Genomic DNA, 19470 nt, shown 5'->3' on the forward strand with positions numbered 1-19470 from the left:
TTGGCAAGGCCGATGCGGAATCAGCCTTGCATGGGCGCTTAATGCGCGCAAAAAGCTTGATTGAAGTATTCAAACAGCTGCGGTGTTTGCAGCCATAAAGCGATTGCCAGCGCGAATAATGCAATTAAAGCGCCAGCAATTGCCAGCTTTAATCCAAGCATTGAATCAGTCATGAACCACATGCTCCTCAGTTACAAACAGATGCACCAGCACGCCAAATACGCTCAGTACAATAGAGCCGGCCCAAATCATATTGTAGTTGCCGGCTATGTCATGGTTCAGGCCGCCCAGCCAGCCGCCGAAGAACGAGCCGATCTGATGGGTGAAAAATACAATGCCGCTGAGCGTGGTCAGGTATTTAACGCCAAACATATTGGCGACGATGCCATTGGTCAAAGGCACAGTTGACAGCCATAATAAACCCATGATGACGCCGAATGCGTAAATTGTCCATAGGCTTAAAGGCAGCGTTAAAAAGCCTATGATTGTGATGCCGCGCAGCCCATACAGCCACATCAGCAAATGCGGCTTGGAGAATTTTCCGCCCAGCCAGCCGGCGCTGTAAGTGCCGACAATATTAAACAGGCCGACTAAGGCCAGGAAAACAGTGCCGGTGGCTGCGCTATAGCCATGATCAATTAAATAGCCGGGCAGGTGAATGCCGATGAAAACCACCTGAAAGCCGCAGACAAAAAAGCCCAGCGCCAGAAACCAGAACGGCTTATGGTTTTTGGCGATAATTAAAATGTCTTTAAAGCTTAGGCTGGGCTTATTCTGCGCCGGATTTGCGCTGGGCGCTGCATACATCGGCGCTTTCAGCATCCAGGCCAAGGGTACAATTAAGGCAGCTAAAACCGCGCTGACTGCAAGGGCTGCCGACCAGCCAATGTTTTGCAGCAGAAGCAGGGTAGAGGGCAGCATAATGAACTGGCCGAAAGATCCGGCTGCGCTGGCAATCCCCATCGCCATGCTGCGCTTGTCCGGATGCGCAGCGCGCCCCACGGCGGAAAGCAGCACCGGAAAGGATGTTGCGGAAAGCGCCAGCCCCAGAATCAAGCCTGCGCTGAAGTTCAGCAGCGCGCCGGTGGAGCTGACCGCCATCAGCAGCAGGCCAATGCTGTATAAAGCCCCGCCAACCGCAACCACCACTTTACTGCCGTATTTGTCGGCAAATGCGCCGGTAATCGGCTGCACGGCGCCCCAAATTAAATTCTGCATGGCAATAGCCAAGCTGAAGACATTATGCCCCCAGCCGAATTCATGGCTCATGGGCACAAGATACAGGCCAAATGCATGGCGGATGCCCAGTGACAAAGCCAAAATAATGGCGCTGCCAATCAGCATGTAAATAAGGGGTCGGGAAAAACGGCTGTCGGTCATAAGCTTCCATGCGTTGCGCGGTAAGCCTATGTTATTCGATTAATTCTGCAGAAGCGATTAAATAAATTTCACCATGTGATAAAATTTTGTTATGCGTGCATGCGGCGGGCATGGCGGAAAAAGGCGGCTTTGAAGCAGGCTCAATGCGCTGGTTTGAGCGGGTTATCCGGGCGCTGAATGGCTGCGCTTCGCCTTGCCGGATTGCTGGAGGCGCGCCAGCAGAGGCAGAAAAGAGCTGAAAGCATTTCACATCCGCACCGATTTTTTTGTACAATAGGCGCAGTATTGATTGAGTGAATCAGATGAGCACCCAAAATCCTCCCAAGAAAAAAGCTGCCGTGAAACTGCCGTTTCCTATAGCTGGCGCTGATCAGGCACAGCAAGATTCTGCGCATAATCAGGTGCGTCCGAAACCTGAAAACTACGCTGACCGCACATGGATGCCGCCGCGCGGCACGCGCCGCTCCATGGGTAAGCGCTGATTAAAAAAAACCTGCAGAATATGCAGGTTTTTTTATGCCCAGCTGCGCCCGCTATTGCGGATTCAGCCGTGCATAATACTGTTTCTTCTGCATATACATATGCTTGTCTGCGCGCCTTAAAGTATCTTCAATGCGCTCATTCGGCCTGGAGCTGGCATGGCCAACCGACAGGCTGATGGGATGGATGGAGTGATACTGGTTATCGATGATCATGAGCTCACGCAGGCTCTGCAGGCTGCTGTGCAGTGAAGCCTCATCCGCATTCGGCAGCAGCACCACAAATTCATCGCCGCCGATTCTAGACGCAGTGTACTGAGTATTCTGAATCAGCTGTGTCAGCACGTTCCCCATGCGCCTGAGCTGCTCATCTCCCGCATCGTGGCCAAAATGGTCGTTAATTTCCTTCAGGCCGTTCAGGTCAATAAAAATGCAGGAAACCGGGCGCTGCAGATTGCGTTCCAGCCGGTTCACCTCTTCGGTATAGAATGTGCGGTTGAATAGCTTGGTCAAAACATCGTGCTTGCCTAAATATTCCAGATAATTTTCGGCTTTTTTCCGCGCGGTAATATCCACCAGCGCAACCTGCACCGTACTCCATGTGTCTTCATAGCCGGGGAAAACCGTGAACTGCAGCAGCACATGGCGGATACTGCCGTCCAGCGCGTAATTTACCGCTTCATGCTGATGATGAATTTTACCTTTCCACAGGTCAATCAGCTGATTCCTGAAGGTCTGGGTCATTTCATTGCTGAAAATCCGGTGGGTATTTTTCAGCAGGGTGTCTTTGTCTGGCGCGCCGAATAAATTCAAAGTCGCCTGATTGACATCGGTAATCACAATGTCCTTGATGCACTGCTGGATAAAGTCCGGATGCACATCCAGAAAAGTGCTGAAGTCATCAATGCCGATGGCGCGCAGCTGATCCAGCCTGGCCTTGATGCTGCTGAAATCTTCAACCCAAAGCGAAGTCGGGGAGAAATTGAAGCGCGCTTCCGCCAGCTGGCGGTTTTTTTCCGCTAAGCGCCGGGCATTCTGATAAGGGGTGATATTTTCAGTGCTGATCAGGACTTGCGACCAGTCATGCTCATATTCCGGCAAAATGGTGCAGCGCAGCTGAATATCCAGGCGCTTGCCGGCAATGGTGTAATTCACTGCGGTATTGATGAAGTGCGTTTTGCCTTCCCACAGCTGCGCCAGCTCGTCAATATGCGTCAGCAGCATGTCCTGCTGAAAAATCCGGCCTAAATTTTCACACAAATGTTCGAAGTGATTGGCCTCATACAGCTCAAGCGTCCGGCGGTTGACCTGAATGATTTTAATTTTTCTGGCGCATTCCAGCACTTCAGCGCTGTTGTCCCGCAGGTGCTGGCGCAAGTCCTGCACGCCTTGCCCGCGCCAGCAGTCCAGCTGCTTTTTAACCTCGCTGAAGTCTTCCAGCCATAAGGGAATGGGCGACATATGAAAAATTGGATTATCATTCGGGATCATTTTCGGCCTCTATTTCAATATGCCTTTAGCAAAGCAAAAAAAGATAATTTTTATATTGTATGCTGACCCTGCCGAAGCAGCTGAAGAAATAGAAAAGCCAATCAAGATTGGCTGGCTTTTCAGGAGGCTATTTGCGCGCGCGGCTGGCGGACTTGGGCGGAGCAATCTCGCGCTTGCCGAGCCAGACATCGGCAAAATCCATCTCGTTAATGCCGTACAGCTCAAGCAGGGCCAGAATCACGCTGCCGAACAGCTTTGCGCCTTCAGCATCGTTTTGCCATGCAAAGCCTTTATCTTTCAGGGCATATAAAATATCTTCAATTTCAAAGATGCGGTCGCGGCCATTGCTGTCGGTCGGGTAAATCTGCGTGTTTAAAATAATTTTAGCCGCGCTTTTTTCATTGTCAGATAAATCCAGCGCTTCAATCACTTCATCGGCTTGGGCAGCAAAAATCACCTGATCGGTAAATACCGCCTGCAGGAAGCGCTGCGTCAGCTTCGGCAGGGCTTTTTCTACAAAAGGGCGAAATGAGGCAGGGAAAATCACATTATGTGAAATGCCTTTAAACATCGGGGCGATTTCTTCAACTGTATAGCCCGCCACGCCGCAGCCGACAGAGGTCAGGAAATATTTGGTTTTCGGATGGTGCTTGGTATAAATTTTAAAGTCGTCAACATAATGCTGGATTTGCGACAGCGGCATTTGCTGCAGATGCTCATTCATGGTGGGAATGGCGAAGCTTTGCCCGGCCCAGCCGCGGCCTACGCCTTTGACCGCGCCAAAGTGCAGATGCGCTGTCTTTGCGGCGCCGCCGGCATGCGTGCCCGCCATGTTGCTGCCAAAAACAAAGACTGTATCTTCAGGCAAGCTTTTAACGATGCTTTCGTCATGATAATGGTAAGTCATTATAATTCACTTCAGCTGAGGTTTTATATCATGGTGCAATTGCTTAGGCGCTTGGTCAAGTCATGAACACAGTTATTTTTATTATTTAAAAGAATTTATTGCAAGCAGTTGAGGGTGAACGCTGGATTTGAAATCAGTCAGCGCCTTTGATGCGCTAAAAGCTGGAGCTGCGCCGCTGTGCCGGGGCAGCCCGCAGCCGGCCAGTTTGGCGGAATTGAAAAACAATTCAGTTTCAGCATTGCATCAGTCACATTTGCCCTCATAAAGTTGATATGAATCAGCAGCGGATTAGCCGAATATTATGAGTGATAGCCAGCCATTTGAATTAGTCACCAATTTTGCGCCAGCCGGCGACCAGCCGCAGGCCATCGAAAAATTAGTCAAAGGTGTTGAAAAGGGCTTGCGTGACCAGCTGCTGCTGGGGGTGACCGGCTCAGGCAAAACCTATACCATGGCCAATGTGATTGCGCAGACGCAGCGCCCGACCATTGTCATGGCGCATAATAAAACGCTGGCGGCGCAGCTGTACGGTGAATTCAAGGCGTTTTTCCCCAACAATGCGGTGGAATACTTCGTCAGCTATTATGATTATTACCAGCCCGAAGCCTATGTGCCGTCTTCGGACACTTTTATTGAAAAAGATTCTTCCATTAATGACCACATTGACCAGATGCGCCTTTCCGCCACCCGCGCGCTGCTGGAGCGCCGCGATGCGATTATTGTCGCGTCCGTGTCAGCCATTTACGGCCTGGGCGATCCCAACGCCTATATGAGCATGCTGCTGCATGTTGTGCAGGGTGACCGGCTGAACCGTGACGACATTATCCGCCGCTTGGTGGAAATGCAGTACAGCCGCAATGAGCTGGAGTTCCTGCGCGGCACCTACCGCATCCGCGGTGAAATTCTTGATATTTTCCCGGCGGAATCGGATCAGCATGCCATCCGCATTGAGCTGTTTGATGACGAGGTGGATTCGATCCGCTGGTTTGACCCGCTGACCGGAAAAATGATCCGCAAAGTGCCGCGCGTCACCATTTATCCGAAAAGCCATTATGTTACGCCCAAAGACAACCTGACCCGCGCCATTGGCACCATCCGCGAAGAGCTGACAGAGCGGCTGGGCTTTTTCCGCGCCAATGACAAGCTGCTGGAAGCGCAGCGCATTGAGCAGCGCACGCGCTATGATCTGGAAATGATGCAGCAGCTGGGCTATACCAACGGTATTGAAAACTATTCGCGGCATTTGTCTGGCCGGCCGGGCGGCGAGGCGCCGCCGACGCTGTTTGACTATGTGCCGGATGATGCGCTGCTGATTATTGATGAGTCGCATGTGACTGTGCCGCAAATTGGCGCCATGTATAAAGGCGACCGCTCGCGCAAGGAAAATCTGGTGAATTACGGCTTCCGCCTGCCCAGCGCGCTGGACAACCGCCCGATGAAATTTGAGGAATGGGAGCGCATTGTTCCCGCCACAATTTACGTCAGCGCGACGCCGGCAAGGTATGAGCTGGAAAAATCAGAACAGATTGTAGAGCAGGTGGTGCGCCCGACCGGCCTGATTGATCCGGAAATTGAAATCCGTCCGGTGCTGACTCAGGTGGATGACGTGCTGTCAGAAATCAATAACCGCAAGGCGCTGAATGAGCGCGTGCTGGTGACCACCTTGACCAAGCGCATGGCGGAAGATTTAACCGCGTATTTAAAGGAATACGGGGTAAAAGTCGCCTACCTGCATTCGGACATCGATACCGTAGAGCGCACTAAAATCATTCATGAACTGCGTTCCGGCATTCATGATGCCTTGATCGGCATCAACCTGCTGCGTGAAGGGCTGGATATGCCGGAAGTTTCCTTAGTCGCCATTCTGGATGCAGACAAGGAAGGCTTCCTGCGTTCAGAGCGCTCGCTGATTCAAACCATCGGCCGCGCCGCGCGCAACCTGAACGGCAAAGCGATTCTGTATGCGGACCGCATGACCGATTCCATGCAGAAAGCTATTGATGAAACTGACCGGCGCCGCGCCAAGCAGATTGCTTTCAATGAGGAGCACGGCATTGTGCCGCGCAGCGCTGTGCGCCAAGTGGTGAAAGACCTGGATGACGGTGAAGCGCTGTATGAAGATCCAATTGACGCGGAAATTGCTGGCCAGGCGCAAGCCCTCAGCGCGGATGAGCGCCATTTAATGTCTGATCCGAAACTGTTCGCCAAGCATTTGTCCAAGCTTGAAAAGGAAATGCTGAAAGCCTCAAAAGAGCTGCAGTTTGAACAGGCGGCCCGCCTGCGCGATGAAATTCTGCGCTTGAAATTGCATATGCTGCAGTAGGATTTCTTGCGGAAGCGGTTTTTAAAACTTATTGAAAATCATTACATAACCTAGACAGTCAGGATGTTTTTTACGCGCTATCTTAAATCATCGCTTGTGATTAAAACGTGAAAACATGACGCTGAGGGTATTAGAATTATGGCAGCGAAAAACCTCCCGAATGCGGGGATGAAATTGGCGAAAATTGCCGTGGGTGGCGCGATTTTGGTTGGCTTGGGCATGGCGGCGATGGCTTATGCGCAGGCTAAGCCGCTGCCGGTGGCCGAAAAAATTGAATTGGACAAATATTTAGGGGTCTGGTACGAAGTCGCGCGCAAGCCGATGCCTTTCCAGAATAAATGCGAGCGTGATGTCACGGCAACCTATACCTTGAATGAAAACGGCAATCTGCAGGTGGATAACCGCTGCGCGATGGCCGGCGGCAAGCAGGTGCATTCGGTGGGGGAAGCTTTTGTGCAGAATGCGCCGTTTAACAGCAAGCTGAAAGTCAGTTTTCTGCCGGAAGCCGTGCGCTGGCTGCCTGCCGGGCGCGGCGATTACTGGATTTTAAAGATTGATGACGACTATCAGACCGTTCTGGTCGGTGAGCCGCGCCGCAAATACTTATGGGTGCTGTCGCGCACGCCGCATCCCGATCAGCAGGTGGTTGATGAATATTTGGATTATGCAAAATCAGCCGGCTATGACCTGAAAGACCTTATCCGGACTAAGCAGAACGGAAAGTAAGTTCGATTTTCAGCTTATTATTCAAAACCATGCTTAGGCATGGTTTTTCCTTTGCGGAAACGCCTGCATGCAGCCTGCTTGAAAACTCAGGCGCTGCAGCATGGATGCTGACGCAGTAAATTTAGAGGTGAGAGATGTATAAGGGCGTTGCCTTGTCAGTATTGGCATCGGCCACTTTTGGGGTGCTGTATTTTTATACCCAGTTTTTAAAGCCTCTGGACAGTGAGCAGACTTTTGCCTGGCGCATGCTGGCAACACTGCCGTTTTTAACCCTGTTTATGTGGAAGTCCGGCGAATTAAAGCATATTGCGGACATTTTTAAGCGGATCTTCCGGCAGCCGTGGATGCTGCCGTGGCTGATTTTCAGCTCGGTGCTCTGCACCACTCAGCTGTGGCTGTTTTTATGGGGGCCGATTAACGGGCGCGGCCTGCAGGTGTCGCTGGGGTATTTCCTCTTGCCCTTGGTGATGGTGCTGGTCGGCTGTGTGCTGTATAAAGAAAAGCTGACCCGCTGGCAGCTGGCGGCCGTTGCATTGGCGGTGCTGGGTGTTGGCCATGAAATATGGCGCATCGGCGGCATTGCCTGGGAAACGCTGTATGTGGCGTTGGCCTATCCTTTGTACTTCTTCATGCGCCGCGCGCTGAAAACCGACCACTTGGGCGGCTTCTGGTGGGATTTATTCTTAATTCTGCCGGCAGCCTGCTATTTAGGCTTTGTTTACAGCGACAGCATGGCGCTGCTGCTGGATTACAGCCATTTGATCTGGGCGGTGATTGGCTTGGGCTTTTTAAGCGCGCTGGGCTTAGGCAGCTACATACTGGCCAGCCGCTATCTGCCTTTTGTGATTTTCGGCCTGCTGAGCTATCTGGAGCCGGTTTTGCTGGCTTTCGCTTCAATTATGATGGGGGAGCGCGTGGAGGCATCTGAATGGCTGACTTATATTCCCATTTGGCTGGCGGTGGTTCTGCTGGTGATAGAAGGCTGCCTGCATCTCATTCGGCAGAAGCGCAATGCAAACATGCTGAACCGCAACGTTGAAAATGTGCAGAAGCGCTTGGAGTCTGAATAGGGCTGTTTTCAGGCAAGCCGCCTTGCGGAGGATTAGGGCAAGGCGGCGAACCCGCGCATCTGCAGTTTATTTGCTTAAGCTGCGTCATTCTCCAGCCATTATTTTGGCCTGAAGCCTGCAGTGGCGCCCAAGGCGGAAAAGTGATGCGGTGAATTGAATTGCTTGATTTAACTTGGTGATGATTACTGTTATTTATTATCAATTTGTTTGATAAAGGAGCAAATAAACAAAAAAGCGGAAAAATAGTTCAAACTGCCTGTAAAAATCTTTTTAAAAGCAAAATCATAAAAATAATTACAACTATTTTATAAAATTATAGTGAATATCGGGGAAAATAGGCGCATCGAATCGGCTTTTGGATTCTATCTTGCAGATAATTCCATTACAATTGTCGGGTTTTGAAATTTATGCCTAGACATACTATCTAATTAGAGGACGTATCTGTGAGCAAAGAGACTATCATCGCCCTACATGCAGAGCACCAAGGTCGCTGGAAAAACCGTGAAGAAATCGCGGAACAAATGATCGCTTTGATCGGTCAGCTTTACCGTGAAAAAAATATCGTTGTTTCAGTTTTTGGACGTTCTTTAGTTAACCGTTCAGTGATCCAGATTTTAAAAGCGCACCGCTTTACCCGCATGCTGGACGTTGAACTTTCAGTTGTTCACACTTTCCCGATTCTTGAAGCTTTGGCTAAAATCGAAAACATTGGCACAGCTGAAATTGATCTAGGCAAATTGGCTGTTGCTTTTAAAGAGCAAGGCGGCGATGTAAATGCATTTGTCGCTGCTGCAGTGAAAAGTGTTGAAGGCCGCCCGACTTCAGTTGAAGGCCGTGATGTAGTGCTTTACGGTTTTGGCCGTATCGGCCGCATCCTTGCGCGCCTGATGATCGGCCAGTCAGGCCTGGGCCGCGGCTTGAACCTTAAAGCCATTGTTGTGCGCAAGTCTTCTGACGGCGACTTGGAAAAGCGTGCGTCTTTATTGCGCCGTGACTCTATCCATGGCCCGTTCTCCGGCACGATTTCTGTTGATGAAGAAAACGAAGCAATCATTGCAAACGGCCAGTTCATCAAAGTGATCTATGCATCTAGCCCTGCAGAAGTAGATTACACTGCTTACGGCATTGAAAATGCATTAGTAATTGATAACACAGGCAAATGGCGTGATGCTGAAGGCCTTTCACAGCACCTGAAATGCCCGGGCGCTGCACGTGTCATCTTGACTGCGCCTGGCAAAGGCGACATGAAGAACGTGGTGTTTGGTGTGAACCAGGCAGACATTCTTGATGAAGATACGATTATCTCTGCTGCCAGCTGCACGACCAATGCGATCACGCCAACACTGAAAGTATTGCATGACAAATACACTGTGCTGAATGGCCATGTTGAAACAGTTCACTCGTTCACAAACGACCAGAACTTAATTGACAACTACCATAAAGCTGACCGCCGCGGCCGCGCAGCGACACTGAACATGGTGATCACTGAAACTGGGGCTGCTAAAGCTGTTGCTAAGGCGCTTCCTGCACTGCAAGGCAAATTGACCGGCAACTCGGTTCGTGTTCCTACACCAAACGTTTCACTGGCTATTCTGAACCTGACTTTAGATAAAGAAGTTGACCGTGAAGAAGTGAACGAATACATCCGTCAAATTTCGATCAGCTCGAAACTGCAAGGCCAGATTGGCTATACCAACTCAACTGAAGTGGTATCTTCTGACTTTATCGGTTCACGCACTGCCGGCGTATTTGATGCGCAAGCGACAATCACTTCCGGCAACCGCTTAACTGCTTATGTTTGGTATGACAATGAAGTGGGCTACAGCTGCCAAGTGCTGCGCATTGCTGAACAAATGGGCGGCGTAAGCTATCCTAAAATTCCTGCTGAAACCAATGCATAATTTTTAATGCATGAGTTGATTCAGCAGTAAAAAAACCCGGCGTCCGCCGGGTTTTTTTACTCATGCTGTTTTTGATTTAAAGTTTTGCATGCGCTGTGGATCAAGCAGGCGAGATCATCAGCTTTTCTGCGCTTGAAAAAGCGCTTGCGCTTGCACTTGCGCATTGACCGGAACTGTCTTGCGGCCAATCAGCTTTTCCAAATCTTTGCTGCTGCTGAACATTGCGCCTTTGGCGGTTTGCGCGTCTGCATCCGCAATTACCTCTGCAAGGCCCGCAGGCAGGCCTGCCTGGATTAGGCCGTGCTTATAGTCTTCCTGACTGAGATTCTGATAAGTGACAGCTTTGCCTGAAGCCAGGCTGATGGCGTGCGCCAAGTCAGCTAAGGTGAAGCTTTCCGAACCGGCCAACTCATAGGTTTTATGCTCATGGCCTGATGAAGCCAGCACTTTGGCAGCTGCTTCGGCATAGTCCGCGCGCGGCGCGGCGCTGATTTTCCCGTCTTGCGCAGCCCCGTAGCGGATGCCTGTTTCAGCCGCATGGGTGGCATCCGCCAGATAGTTTTCACTGTACCAGTTATTGCGCAGGAAAGTGTAAGCAATGCCGCTGGCTTTAATCAGCGCCTCAGTTTCGCGGTGTTCCTGCGCCAAGCCTAAAGTCGAGGTGTCTGCGCGCAATAAGCTGGTATAGGCAATATAAGGCACGCCGGCTTGCTGCGCGGCCTCAATGACCGCGCGATGCTGCGCTGTGCGCCGTCCAATTTCATTGGCTGAAATCAGCAGCAGCTTGTCAATGCCGGCAAGGGCAGGCGCTAGGGTTTCCGGCGTATCATAATCAAAATGGCGCAGTTCAATGCCTTGCGCTTTCAGGTCAGCTGCTTTGGCCTCATTGCGCACTAAAGCCACAATTTGATCCGCTGCAGTGTTTTTCAGCAGTGCCTGAATAACCAATTGGCCAAGCTGGCCTGTTGCGCCTGTAATTACGATTTTCATAATTTTAACCTTAAGATGTGCTGATAAAATGTACTTGATGGTGCAATCATAATCTGCTAACTTACAAATTGTAAGTGCGTACCAAAAAGTAAGCTAATTACGCATTGGAGAGATTTAGTGAGCGCATATGCTTCGAGTAAATTATTAGGTCAAGTTTTATCCAGCGAGTGCCCGTCGCGTAAAATACTGGAACATTTAACCAGCAAATGGGCCGTGCTGGTTTTGCGCTGCTTAAGCGATGGCGTGCACCGCTTCAGTGAGCTGAAGCAGCGGATTGAAGGCATCAGTGAAAAAATGCTGGCGCAAACGCTGAAAACACTGGAGCAGGACGGCTTTATCCTGCGCACGGTTTATCCGGTTGTGCCGCCAAAAGTGGAATACCAGCTGACTATTTCAGGCTCGCAGGCGGCGGAAAAAGTCATGTATCTGGTGGGCTGGATTGAAATGAAGTTGCCTGAAATTCTAGAAGGGAAAAAATAAGCAGCCTTTAGAAGCCGGCCGGAAGCCGTTGCGGAATCATGCGCGGCGCAGCCGTCAGCAAGCAGGAAAAAATAGCGCTGATTTTTCAAAGGGCCAATTCGCTTATTTTGCAGGCAGGCTGCAGTCAAAATCATGTTTTTTAACAAATGATGCAGCTGCCGAAGCTGCGGAAAGCAAAAATACTCAGTATTTGCTGAATAAATCTATTCGAGAAATTCTTTAAAATATGGCAGAATAGGCGGTTTTTAAAGTTTTTAGAGGATTGGCAATATGCGCTTTGTTGATGAAGCAGTCATTACCGTAGAGGCTGGCGACGGTGGCAATGGCGTAGCCAGTTTTCGCCGCGAAAAATTCGTACCGTTTGGCGGTCCAGACGGCGGTGACGGCGGCCGCGGCGGCGGCGTTTACATTCAGGCGGATGATGACACCGGCACACTGGTTGATTACCGCTATACCCGCAGATTCCGCGCAGAACGCGGTAAAAATGGCCGCGGCGCAAACTGCTCAGGCCGCGGCGGTGAAGACATTATTTTGAAAGTTCCAGTCGGCACCACGATTGTGGACGTGGAATCCGGCGACATTATTGGCGACTTGATTGAAGACGGCCAAAGAGTGCTAGTTGCAAAAGGCGGCGATGGCGGTTTGGGCAACACCCACTTTAAATCATCGACCAACCGCAGCCCGCGCCAATGTACGCACGGCATTAAAGGCGAGTTCCGTGAAATCCGCCTTGAGCTTAAAGTTTTAGCCGATGTCGGCTTGCTGGGCATGCCGAATGCAGGCAAATCGACCTTTATCCGCGCAGTATCTGCCGCCAAGCCGAAAGTGGCGGATTATCCGTTCACCACCATGGTGCCAAACCTGGGCGTTGTCGATGCTGACCGCTACCGCTCATTTGTGATGGCGGATATTCCGGGGCTGATCGAAGGCGCTTCTGAAGGCGCAGGCTTGGGCATCCGCTTCCTGAAGCATTTGGCGCGTACCCGCATCTTGCTGCATATTGTGGATGTGCAGCCGATTGACGGTTCCGACCCGGCGTACAACGCCAAAGCGATTTTGGCAGAGCTGAAAAAATTCTCTCCAACTTTGTCTAAGCTGCCGGTTGTTCTGGTGCTGAACAAGCTCGATCAATTGGATGAAGACACGAAGGAAGAATGGTGCAATCACATTCTTGAAGAACTGGACTGGAAAGGCTCGGTATTCAAAACTTCAGGCCTGATGTCTGAAGGGACAAAAGAAGTTGTGTATTACCTGATGGATCAGATTGAACAGCAGCGTGAGCGCGAAGTTGAAGATCCAGAATATGCGGCGGAAATGAAAGCGTTCCGTGACCAGCTTGAAGCTGAAACACGTGAACAGACCCTTGCCGCCAAAGAAGCGTATCGCGAGATGCGCCGTCAGCAGCGCCTTGCCGGCTTACTGGGCGAGGACGATGATGATGACGAAGACGATGGCGAAATGGAAGTGTACTACGTACGTTAAGCTCTGATTTAAGAGCTATTGAGGACAAGATGATAGAAGTGGTGGATGGGCAGCGTCAGCTTAAGGGCTGCAAACGGGTCGTTGTTAAGATCGGATCATCTTTACTCACAGCAAACGGAAAAGGCTTAGATCTGGATGCAATTTCGCACTGGGCGAAACAGATTGCAGATCTGCATAATGCAGGGCATGAGATTATTCTCGTGTCTTCCGGCGCTGTGGCTGAAGGCATGGTTCGAATGAAGCTAGAGAACCGGCCCACCGATCTGCCCAGTCTTCAGGCGTGCGCGGCCATTGGCCAAATGGGCTTAATTCAGACCTGGTCCAGTGTGCTGGACAGTTTGAAAATTCAGACCGCGCAGGTGCTGCTGACCCATGATGATTTGGCCGACCGCCGCCGCTACCTCAATTCATGCGATGCCTTGCAGAATCTGATTGACTGGCGGGTGATTCCTGTCATTAATGAAAATGACACGGTATCGACAGACGAAATCCGTTTTGGCGATAATGACACTTTGGCGGCAATGGTGGCCGGTCAGGTGCATGCCGATCTGCTGATTATTTTAACCGATCAGCAGGGCATGTTTGACTCGGACCCGCGCTCCAACCCGGATGCTAAGCTGTTCCATACGGTGCGCGCACTGGATGAAAGCCTGTTTGATATGGCGGGCGGCGGCGGCAAGTTCGGCCGCGGCGGCATGCTGACCAAAGTGCGGGCTGCGCGCTTAGCAGCGAAATCCGGCTGTCCGACGCTGATTGCCAGCGGCGAAAGCGACAAGGTTCTGTCGCGCTTAATGGCCGGCGAGCTGCTGGGCACACTGTTCATTACAGACAATGACCGCATGACTGCGCATCAGCAATGGCTGGCGGCGCATTTGCAGACGGCTGGCCGCCTGGTGATTGATGACGGTGCGGTGAAAGCCATTAAGGAAAACCACCGCAGCCTGCTGCCGGTGGGCGTGCGCGGCGTTGAAGGTCATTTTGACCGCGGTGATGTGGTTGAATGCGTTGACGGCAGCGGCCACCGCGTGGCTGTGGGCCGGGTGAATTTCAGTTCCCGTTCTGCAGACATTGTGAAAGGCTTGGCTTCAGATAAAGTCTATCAGGTGCTGGGCGAAGCGCGTTCGCTGGAGATGATTCACCGCAATCACATGGCCATCTACTGATTCTGTTTAAAATAAAAAATCCCGCTTCCGAGCGGGATTTTTTTATTTGTATCTAGTCCTAAAATAGGCCGGCTTATTTAATTAAGCCCTTTTGAATCAGCGGATTGAATATTTTCTGGTAGACGGCCATGACCCAGCCCATCAGCAGGTCTTTGTATTTATTCCACAGCGCCAAGCCGGAAACATTGACGGCTAAGGCCAGGAAGAATGCTCCGATCATGTCGATAGGGAAATGCACGCCGACATAAATCCGCGCCCACGCCACCAGCCAGGCCAAAATCAGCAGGAATTTGCCGACTTGGCGCTGTTCAGAAAAATAATAAGCAAAGGCGATGCTACTGAAAATGGTCATGTGGTTGCTTGGAAATGAGCCTGTAGGCGAGTGCTCAATCAGGGTGCGGCCGACGTCCATTACGAATGGGCGCGGCGTATGCAGCAGGGCGGAGGCAATCTCACTGACTGAGAGCGCCGCGCAGGTAAAGATAAAGGCTTTCAGGATCTGCTTCTTAACTTGACCGCTGCCGCGCAGCCACAGCACGGCAAAGATGAGCATCAATATATAAATCAGGTCATGCGCTGCAAAAATGGCGTAATTGACCATAAAGGGGGAGGCTTGCTCAGGCGCATTCAGAATATTGAATAAATACAGGTTTAAGTGATCAAGTGACATGGCAAAACAATGAAAAATAACCAGAAAATAGGCAAGAACTGTATCAAAATAGCAAACCCGCTGTGTAATTTAATGCAGCATAACTGAAATATTTCCCTGCGCCTGCTCAGGCTGCATTCAATTTGCGCTTTTGTGCGGGACGGAAAAGCGGGATTCTGTATCAAGCTGAACTCAGGTTAATTATATTTCTTGAAGCAGGAGTTAACAGCTGATGATAAAAAACCGCGCAATTGCGCGGTTTCAGAAAAAGCTGACGGCTGATACCTTATTTGAATTGAATGGTGCCGCTGGCATTGACTGTGATTTTTGATTCGCCGCCGGCAACATCCTGAACAGGCATGGCTTCAGCAGAGGCGAATTTAGCCATGCTCATGCTCATCGGCTGCGGGAAGTAATTGTTGGTATTCAGGTTCAGGTTGACCAGGTTGTAGCCGGATTTATTCCACGCCTGCGTCAAGGTTTGGGCGCGCTGCTGGAAGTTTTTAGAGGCTTCCACCATCAGCTCATTTTCAACTTTTTTGCGCTGCGCATCTGAAATGCTGAAGTTGATGGATTCAGTCTGGAAGTTCTGCTGAAGTTCGCTGACCAGCTGGCTGGCGGCTTTAAAGTCGGTGCTTTCCAGTCGGACTTCGGCGCGGCCGCGCCATTCTTTCAGTTTGCGGTTGTCATTGTCATAAATCGGGTATGTGCTTTGTGAGCCGGTTTCAATTTTCACATTTGGATATTTGCGGGCAGTGCCTACCGCTTGAGTCATCAGCTGGTTAATCTGCGCCGCTAGTTCAGCCGGCTGCTTGTTGGATTTTTCAATATACAGAACGGCATGCATTTCATCATTCGATACCTGGCGGGCAGCGTCAGCCTGAATGTTGACCACATTGTAATTCAGTGAATCAGCAGCCTGCGCATTAACGCTGAGGGCCATGCCGGCCAAGCCTGCAAATAAAGTAGAGAGGGCTAAAGTGCGCATAATTGAACCTATTGTTGTAAAAGCAGCTTTATCAGCATTTGTGAAAATCTTAAGCGCTGAATGTGGAAACTTTCCGGAATAATTGTGGTGAGATTGTAAGTAATAATATCAGTAAATGCCGGAAAATTAATTCTATATATTTTTTAGAATTATAGATTTACAGAATTATTTGTTTGAAATTTACAATAAATGCCAAGAATGCTTAAAAAAGGCTAAAATAATCGGGTTTTCTTTGCGCTGTCACAATGTAAGATGATAATTTACCCTGTCGGCAAGTGAGATCTGTTTTTTTGACAGGAATTGGGAAAATTAGGCAGCAAAAGTTGTTTATTTTCCTGAAAAAAACTGTATTATCCGGCTTCCTAGTTGGCCGGGCAGAAACTGGCTGGCTGGATATCTATAAAGCACCGAGTCAAAAGACTGCAAGTCCCCCGACTTATTTCTTTCAACCCATATCAGAGATGGTAATTCGATATGAGCGTTACTTCTGTAAACCCTGCCACCACTTCCACAAACGAATACTACTTGACTCGCCAAAGTCAGATGGAATCGAATGTTCGTAGTTATCCGCGAAAATTACCGTTAGCGATAGCGGAAGCACATGGTTGCTGGGTTACCGATGTTGAAGGTACAAAGTACCTCGATTGTTTAGCTGGGGCAGGAACACTGGCATTAGGCCATAACCATCCTGCGGTGATTAAAAGTATTCAGGACACTTTAGCAAGTGGCCTTCCTCTGCATACTTTAGATTTAACAACTCCCTTAAAAGACGCTTTTACTGAAGCGCTTCTGTCACAGCTTCCGGGCGGACAGGAAGAATACTGCCTGCAGTTCTGCGGCCCATCTGGTGCAGATGGCACGGAAGCTGCGATTAAGCTTGCAAAAACCTATACTGGCCGCAGTTCAGTGATCAGCTTTTCAGGCGGCTATCACGGCATGACGCATGGTGCTTTGGCCATGACCGGCAACCTGTCGGCTAAAAATGCCGTGAACGGCTTGATGCCGGGCGTGCAGTTTATGCCGTATCCGCATGAATACCGCTGCCCGCTGGGCATTGGCGGCGAAGCGGGCGTTGATGCGTTGACTTACTTCTTCGAAAACTTCATTGAAGATGTAGAAAGCGGTGTAACCAAGCCGGCTGCTGTGATTCTTGAAGCGATTCAAGGCGAAGGCGGTGTCGTAACTGCGCCGGTGAAATGGCTGAAAAAGATCCGTGAAGTGACTGAAAAGCACAACATTGTGCTGATTCTTGACGAAGTTCAAGCAGGCTTTGCGCGTTCAGGCAAAATGTTCGCATTTGAGCACGCAGGCATTGAGCCTGACGTGGTTGTAATGTCTAAAGCGGTTGGCGGCAGCCTGCCGTTGGCGGTGCTGGGCATCAAGCGCAAGTTTGACGCATGGCAGCCGGCTGGCCACACGGGCACTTTCCGCGGCAATCAGCTGGCAATGGGCACAGGCCTTGCAACAATCCAAACCATCAAAGAGCAGAACCTTGCGCAAAATGCGCAGGAGCGCGGTGATTTCCTGCAGGCTGAAATTAAAAAGCTGGCTGCTGAATTCCCATGCATCGGCAACGTGCGCGGCCGCGGCTTGATGATTGGCGTTGAAATTGTTGATGAGCGCAAGCCTGCAGACCATATGGGCTCACTGCCTGCAGACGGCCAGCTGGCTGCTGCAATCCAGACAGCTTGCTTCAACAACAAGCTGCTGCTAGAAAAAGGCGGCCGCAACGGCACAGTAATCCGTTTACTTTGCCCGCTAATCATTAATCAGGCTGAGTGCGAAGAAGTGATCGTCCGCTTCAAAAAAGCGCTGGCGGAAGCTCTTGTTGCAGTTCGAGGCGCATAATATGGTAGATTTCGCGGAACACCGTAAAGCGCTGCTCTGCAACGATGCTGCATCTATTGCTGACTATGAGTCAGCAATGGAGCAGGCGACCAAAGCGGTCGCAGCATGGCTGCAGAATGACAAGATGTACACCGGCGGCAGCATTAAGGAATTGCGTGAAGCGATTTCTTTCAATCCTTCCAAAGAAGGCCTGGGCGTGCAGAAGTCGCTTGAGCGTATGGTTGAGCTTTTCCTGAATAAAAGCCTGAAAGTGCATCATCCGCATTCTCTGGCGCATTTGCACTGTCCAACCATGGTCACCAGCCAAATCGCTGAAGTGCTGATCAATGCAACCAACCAGTCCATGGACTCTTGGGATCAAAGCCCGGCTGGTTCATTGATGGAAGTGCAGCTGATTGACTGGCTCCGTCAGAAAGTCGGCTACGGCGCAGGCCAGGCGGGGGTATTCACCTCCGGCGGCACGCAGTCGAACCTGATGGGCGTGCTTTTGGCGCGTGATGCCTGTATTGCGAAAAACTGGAAAGACGAAAACGGCAAGCCGTGGTCTGTGCAGCGTGACGGCATTCCTGCCGACGCGATGCGCAATGTCAAAGTCATCTGTTCTGAAAATGCGCATTTCTCTGTGCAGAAGAACATGGCGATGATGGGCATGGGCTTCCAGTCTGTAGTTACGGTCCCTGTAAATGAAAATGCGCAGATGGACGTTGACGCTTTGGAAAAAACCATGGCGCATCTGCAGGCTGAAGGCAAGATTGTAGCGTGCGTGGTTGCGACTGCGGGCACAACCGATGCCGGCGCGATTGATCCGTTGAAAGCAATCCGTGAAATCACCAGCAAATATGGCGCGTGGATGCATATCGACGCGGCGTGGGGCGGTGCGCTGATTCTTTCAAATGACTACCGTTCTATGCTGGACGGCATTGAACTGTCGGATTCGGTGACGCTGGACTTCCACAAGCATTATTTCCAGACGATTTCATGCGGCGCGTTCCTGCTGAAAGACGAAGCGAATTACCGCTTCATGCATTATGAAGCTGAGTATTTGAACTCCGCCTATGATGAAGAGCATGGCGTTCCAAACCTGGTCTCGAAGTCGCTGCAAACGACGCGCCGTTTCGACGCGCTGAAACTGTGGATGACTGTTGAATCGCTGGGCGAAGAGCTTTACGGTTCAATGATTGACCATGGCGTGAAGCTGACCCGTGAAGTTGCTGACTACATCAATGCGACTGACGGCCTGGAAATGCTGGTTGATCCGCAATTCGCTTCTGTCCTGTTCCGCGTAGTGCCTGAGGGCTATCCTGCTGAATTGCTGGATACGCTGAACCAGAACGTTGCGGACGAGCTGTTTGCGCGCGGCGAAGCCAATATCGGCGTGACTAAAGTCGGCCAGGTTCAGTCTCTGAAAATGACCACTTTAAGCCCGGTTGCGACGCTTGAAAACGTGAAGAATCTGCTTGCGCTTGTGCTTGCGGAAGCTGAGCGCATTAAAGGCCCAATTGCTGACGGCACTTATACGCCAGCAATCGCGTGATTTAGATGAGTTAAAAGGTCACTTCGGTGGCCTTTTTTCCGTGCTGGCGCATAAGCGCA

At 50.7% G+C, this 19470-nt stretch carries 17 protein-coding genes; 10 read left to right on the top strand and 7 right to left on the bottom strand.

Features of this window, described 5'->3' with window-relative positions; all coding sequences use genetic code 11:
* Window positions 1-38: 38 nt before the first annotated feature.
* Together BEN74_RS19840 and BEN74_RS17455 are read right to left on the bottom strand one after the other, a co-directional pair.
* A complete protein-coding gene (locus BEN74_RS19840) occupies window positions 39-173 on the bottom strand; it encodes a hypothetical protein (RefSeq protein WP_265936568.1) in 135 nt (44 codons plus the stop codon).
* Window positions 166-1380 (bottom strand): MFS transporter, encoded by a 1215-nt coding sequence (locus BEN74_RS17455; RefSeq protein ID WP_068910690.1) that lies wholly within the window; start codon window positions 1378-1380, stop codon window positions 166-168. The genes BEN74_RS19840 and BEN74_RS17455 overlap by 8 nt, the downstream gene beginning before the upstream one ends.
* Before the next feature lie 302 nt (window positions 1381-1682).
* Between BEN74_RS17455 and BEN74_RS17465 the strand changes: the two genes are divergently transcribed.
* Complete coding sequence (locus tag BEN74_RS17465; RefSeq protein WP_068910692.1) at window positions 1683-1862, top strand: hypothetical protein; 180 nt, start codon at window positions 1683-1685, stop codon at window positions 1860-1862.
* A 51-nt stretch (window positions 1863-1913) separates the two neighbouring features.
* On the opposite strand, the gene BEN74_RS17470 is transcribed toward BEN74_RS17465, so the two are convergent.
* Window positions 1914-3350 (bottom strand): sensor domain-containing diguanylate cyclase, encoded by a 1437-nt coding sequence (locus tag BEN74_RS17470; RefSeq protein WP_068910693.1) that lies wholly within the window; start codon window positions 3348-3350, stop codon window positions 1914-1916.
* Between the two features lie 127 nt (window positions 3351-3477).
* A complete protein-coding gene (locus BEN74_RS17475; protein ID WP_068910694.1) occupies window positions 3478-4257 on the bottom strand; it encodes a hypothetical protein in 780 nt (259 codons plus the stop codon).
* 301 nt (window positions 4258-4558) lie between these two features.
* Here BEN74_RS17475 and uvrB point away from each other — a divergent pair, with 301 nt between their 5' ends.
* The 4 genes from uvrB to BEN74_RS17495 all read left to right on the top strand — a co-directional run bounded on the left by uvrB (window position 4559) and on the right by BEN74_RS17495 (window position 10277).
* A complete protein-coding gene (gene uvrB, locus BEN74_RS17480; protein ID WP_068910695.1) occupies window positions 4559-6580 on the top strand; it encodes an excinuclease ABC subunit UvrB in 2022 nt (673 codons plus the stop codon).
* 138 nt (window positions 6581-6718) lie between these two features.
* The gene (locus BEN74_RS17485) at window positions 6719-7306 is read left to right on the top strand and encodes a lipocalin family protein (RefSeq protein WP_068910696.1); all 588 of its coding nucleotides are present in this window, start codon (window positions 6719-6721) and stop codon (window positions 7304-7306) included.
* A gap of 134 nt (window positions 7307-7440) precedes the next feature.
* Window positions 7441-8376, top strand: a complete 936-nt coding sequence (gene rarD / locus BEN74_RS17490; RefSeq protein ID WP_068910697.1) for an EamA family transporter RarD — start codon at window positions 7441-7443, stop codon at window positions 8374-8376.
* Between the two features lie 443 nt (window positions 8377-8819).
* Window positions 8820-10277: a glyceraldehyde-3-phosphate dehydrogenase gene (locus tag BEN74_RS17495; protein ID WP_068910698.1), complete on the top strand. Its 1458-nt coding sequence runs from the start codon at window positions 8820-8822 to the stop codon at window positions 10275-10277.
* Window positions 10278-10394: 117 nt separating this feature from the next.
* Here the strand turns inward: BEN74_RS17495 and BEN74_RS17500 are convergent, their stop codons facing one another.
* Entirely contained in the window at window positions 10395-11267 is an 873-nt protein-coding gene (locus BEN74_RS17500) for an SDR family oxidoreductase (protein WP_068910699.1), read from the bottom strand.
* 117 nt (window positions 11268-11384) lie between these two features.
* Between BEN74_RS17500 and BEN74_RS17505 the strand changes: the two genes are divergently transcribed.
* The 3 genes from BEN74_RS17505 (at window position 11385) to proB (ending at window position 14392) form a co-directional block, all read left to right on the top strand.
* Window positions 11385-11747, top strand: a complete 363-nt coding sequence (locus tag BEN74_RS17505; RefSeq protein WP_068910700.1) for a winged helix-turn-helix transcriptional regulator — start codon at window positions 11385-11387, stop codon at window positions 11745-11747.
* Between the two features lie 270 nt (window positions 11748-12017).
* Window positions 12018-13229, top strand: a complete 1212-nt coding sequence (cgtA, locus tag BEN74_RS17510; protein ID WP_068910701.1) for an Obg family GTPase CgtA — start codon at window positions 12018-12020, stop codon at window positions 13227-13229.
* Window positions 13230-13258: 29 nt separating this feature from the next.
* Entirely contained in the window at window positions 13259-14392 is a 1134-nt protein-coding gene (proB, locus tag BEN74_RS17515; RefSeq protein WP_068910702.1) for a glutamate 5-kinase, read from the top strand.
* Between the two features lie 73 nt (window positions 14393-14465).
* On the opposite strand, the gene BEN74_RS17520 is transcribed toward proB, so the two are convergent.
* Window positions 14466-15062, bottom strand: a complete 597-nt coding sequence (locus tag BEN74_RS17520; protein WP_068910703.1) for a phosphatase PAP2 family protein — start codon at window positions 15060-15062, stop codon at window positions 14466-14468.
* Between the two features lie 265 nt (window positions 15063-15327).
* Window positions 15328-16029 (bottom strand): SIMPL domain-containing protein, encoded by a 702-nt coding sequence (locus tag BEN74_RS17525; RefSeq protein ID WP_068910704.1) that lies wholly within the window; start codon window positions 16027-16029, stop codon window positions 15328-15330.
* 474 nt (window positions 16030-16503) lie between these two features.
* Here BEN74_RS17525 and BEN74_RS17530 point away from each other — a divergent pair, with 474 nt between their 5' ends.
* Window positions 16504-17877, top strand: coding sequence for a diaminobutyrate--2-oxoglutarate transaminase (locus BEN74_RS17530; protein WP_068910705.1), 1374 nt, complete (start codon window positions 16504-16506; stop codon window positions 17875-17877).
* Between the two features lies 1 nt (window position 17878).
* Window positions 17879-19411 carry a pyridoxal phosphate-dependent decarboxylase family protein gene (locus tag BEN74_RS17535; RefSeq protein ID WP_068910706.1) on the top strand — a complete coding sequence of 511 codons (1533 nt, stop codon included), beginning with the start codon at window positions 17879-17881 and terminating at the stop codon, window positions 19409-19411.
* Window positions 19412-19470 lie beyond the last annotated feature (59 nt).

The sequence above is a fragment of the Acinetobacter sp. WCHAc010034 genome (assembly GCF_001696615.3).
Lineage (GTDB): Bacteria > Pseudomonadota > Gammaproteobacteria > Pseudomonadales > Moraxellaceae > Acinetobacter.

Excerpts from the sequence above, each read along its gene's own strand:
- BEN74_RS19840 (WP_265936568.1), bottom strand. The coding sequence starts at position 173 with ATGACTGATTCAATGCTTGGATTAAAGCTGGCAATTGCTGGCGCTTTA.
- BEN74_RS17455 (WP_068910690.1), bottom strand. The coding sequence starts at position 1,380 with ATGACCGACAGCCGTTTTTCCCGACCCCTTATTTACATGCTGATTGGC.
- BEN74_RS17465 (WP_068910692.1), top strand. The coding sequence starts at position 1,683 with ATGAGCACCCAAAATCCTCCCAAGAAAAAAGCTGCCGTGAAACTGCCG.
- BEN74_RS17470 (WP_068910693.1), bottom strand. The coding sequence starts at position 3,350 with ATGATCCCGAATGATAATCCAATTTTTCATATGTCGCCCATTCCCTTA.
- BEN74_RS17475 (WP_068910694.1), bottom strand. The coding sequence starts at position 4,257 with ATGACTTACCATTATCATGACGAAAGCATCGTTAAAAGCTTGCCTGAA.
- uvrB (WP_068910695.1), top strand. The coding sequence starts at position 4,559 with ATGAGTGATAGCCAGCCATTTGAATTAGTCACCAATTTTGCGCCAGCC.
- BEN74_RS17485 (WP_068910696.1), top strand. The coding sequence starts at position 6,719 with ATGGCAGCGAAAAACCTCCCGAATGCGGGGATGAAATTGGCGAAAATT.
- rarD (WP_068910697.1), top strand. The coding sequence starts at position 7,441 with ATGTATAAGGGCGTTGCCTTGTCAGTATTGGCATCGGCCACTTTTGGG.
- BEN74_RS17500 (WP_068910699.1), bottom strand. The coding sequence starts at position 11,267 with ATGAAAATCGTAATTACAGGCGCAACAGGCCAGCTTGGCCAATTGGTT.
- cgtA (WP_068910701.1), top strand. The coding sequence starts at position 12,018 with ATGCGCTTTGTTGATGAAGCAGTCATTACCGTAGAGGCTGGCGACGGT.
- proB (WP_068910702.1), top strand. The coding sequence starts at position 13,259 with ATGATAGAAGTGGTGGATGGGCAGCGTCAGCTTAAGGGCTGCAAACGG.
- BEN74_RS17520 (WP_068910703.1), bottom strand. The coding sequence starts at position 15,062 with ATGTCACTTGATCACTTAAACCTGTATTTATTCAATATTCTGAATGCG.
- BEN74_RS17525 (WP_068910704.1), bottom strand. The coding sequence starts at position 16,029 with ATGCGCACTTTAGCCCTCTCTACTTTATTTGCAGGCTTGGCCGGCATG.
- BEN74_RS17530 (WP_068910705.1), top strand. The coding sequence starts at position 16,504 with ATGAGCGTTACTTCTGTAAACCCTGCCACCACTTCCACAAACGAATAC.
- BEN74_RS17535 (WP_068910706.1), top strand. The coding sequence starts at position 17,879 with ATGGTAGATTTCGCGGAACACCGTAAAGCGCTGCTCTGCAACGATGCT.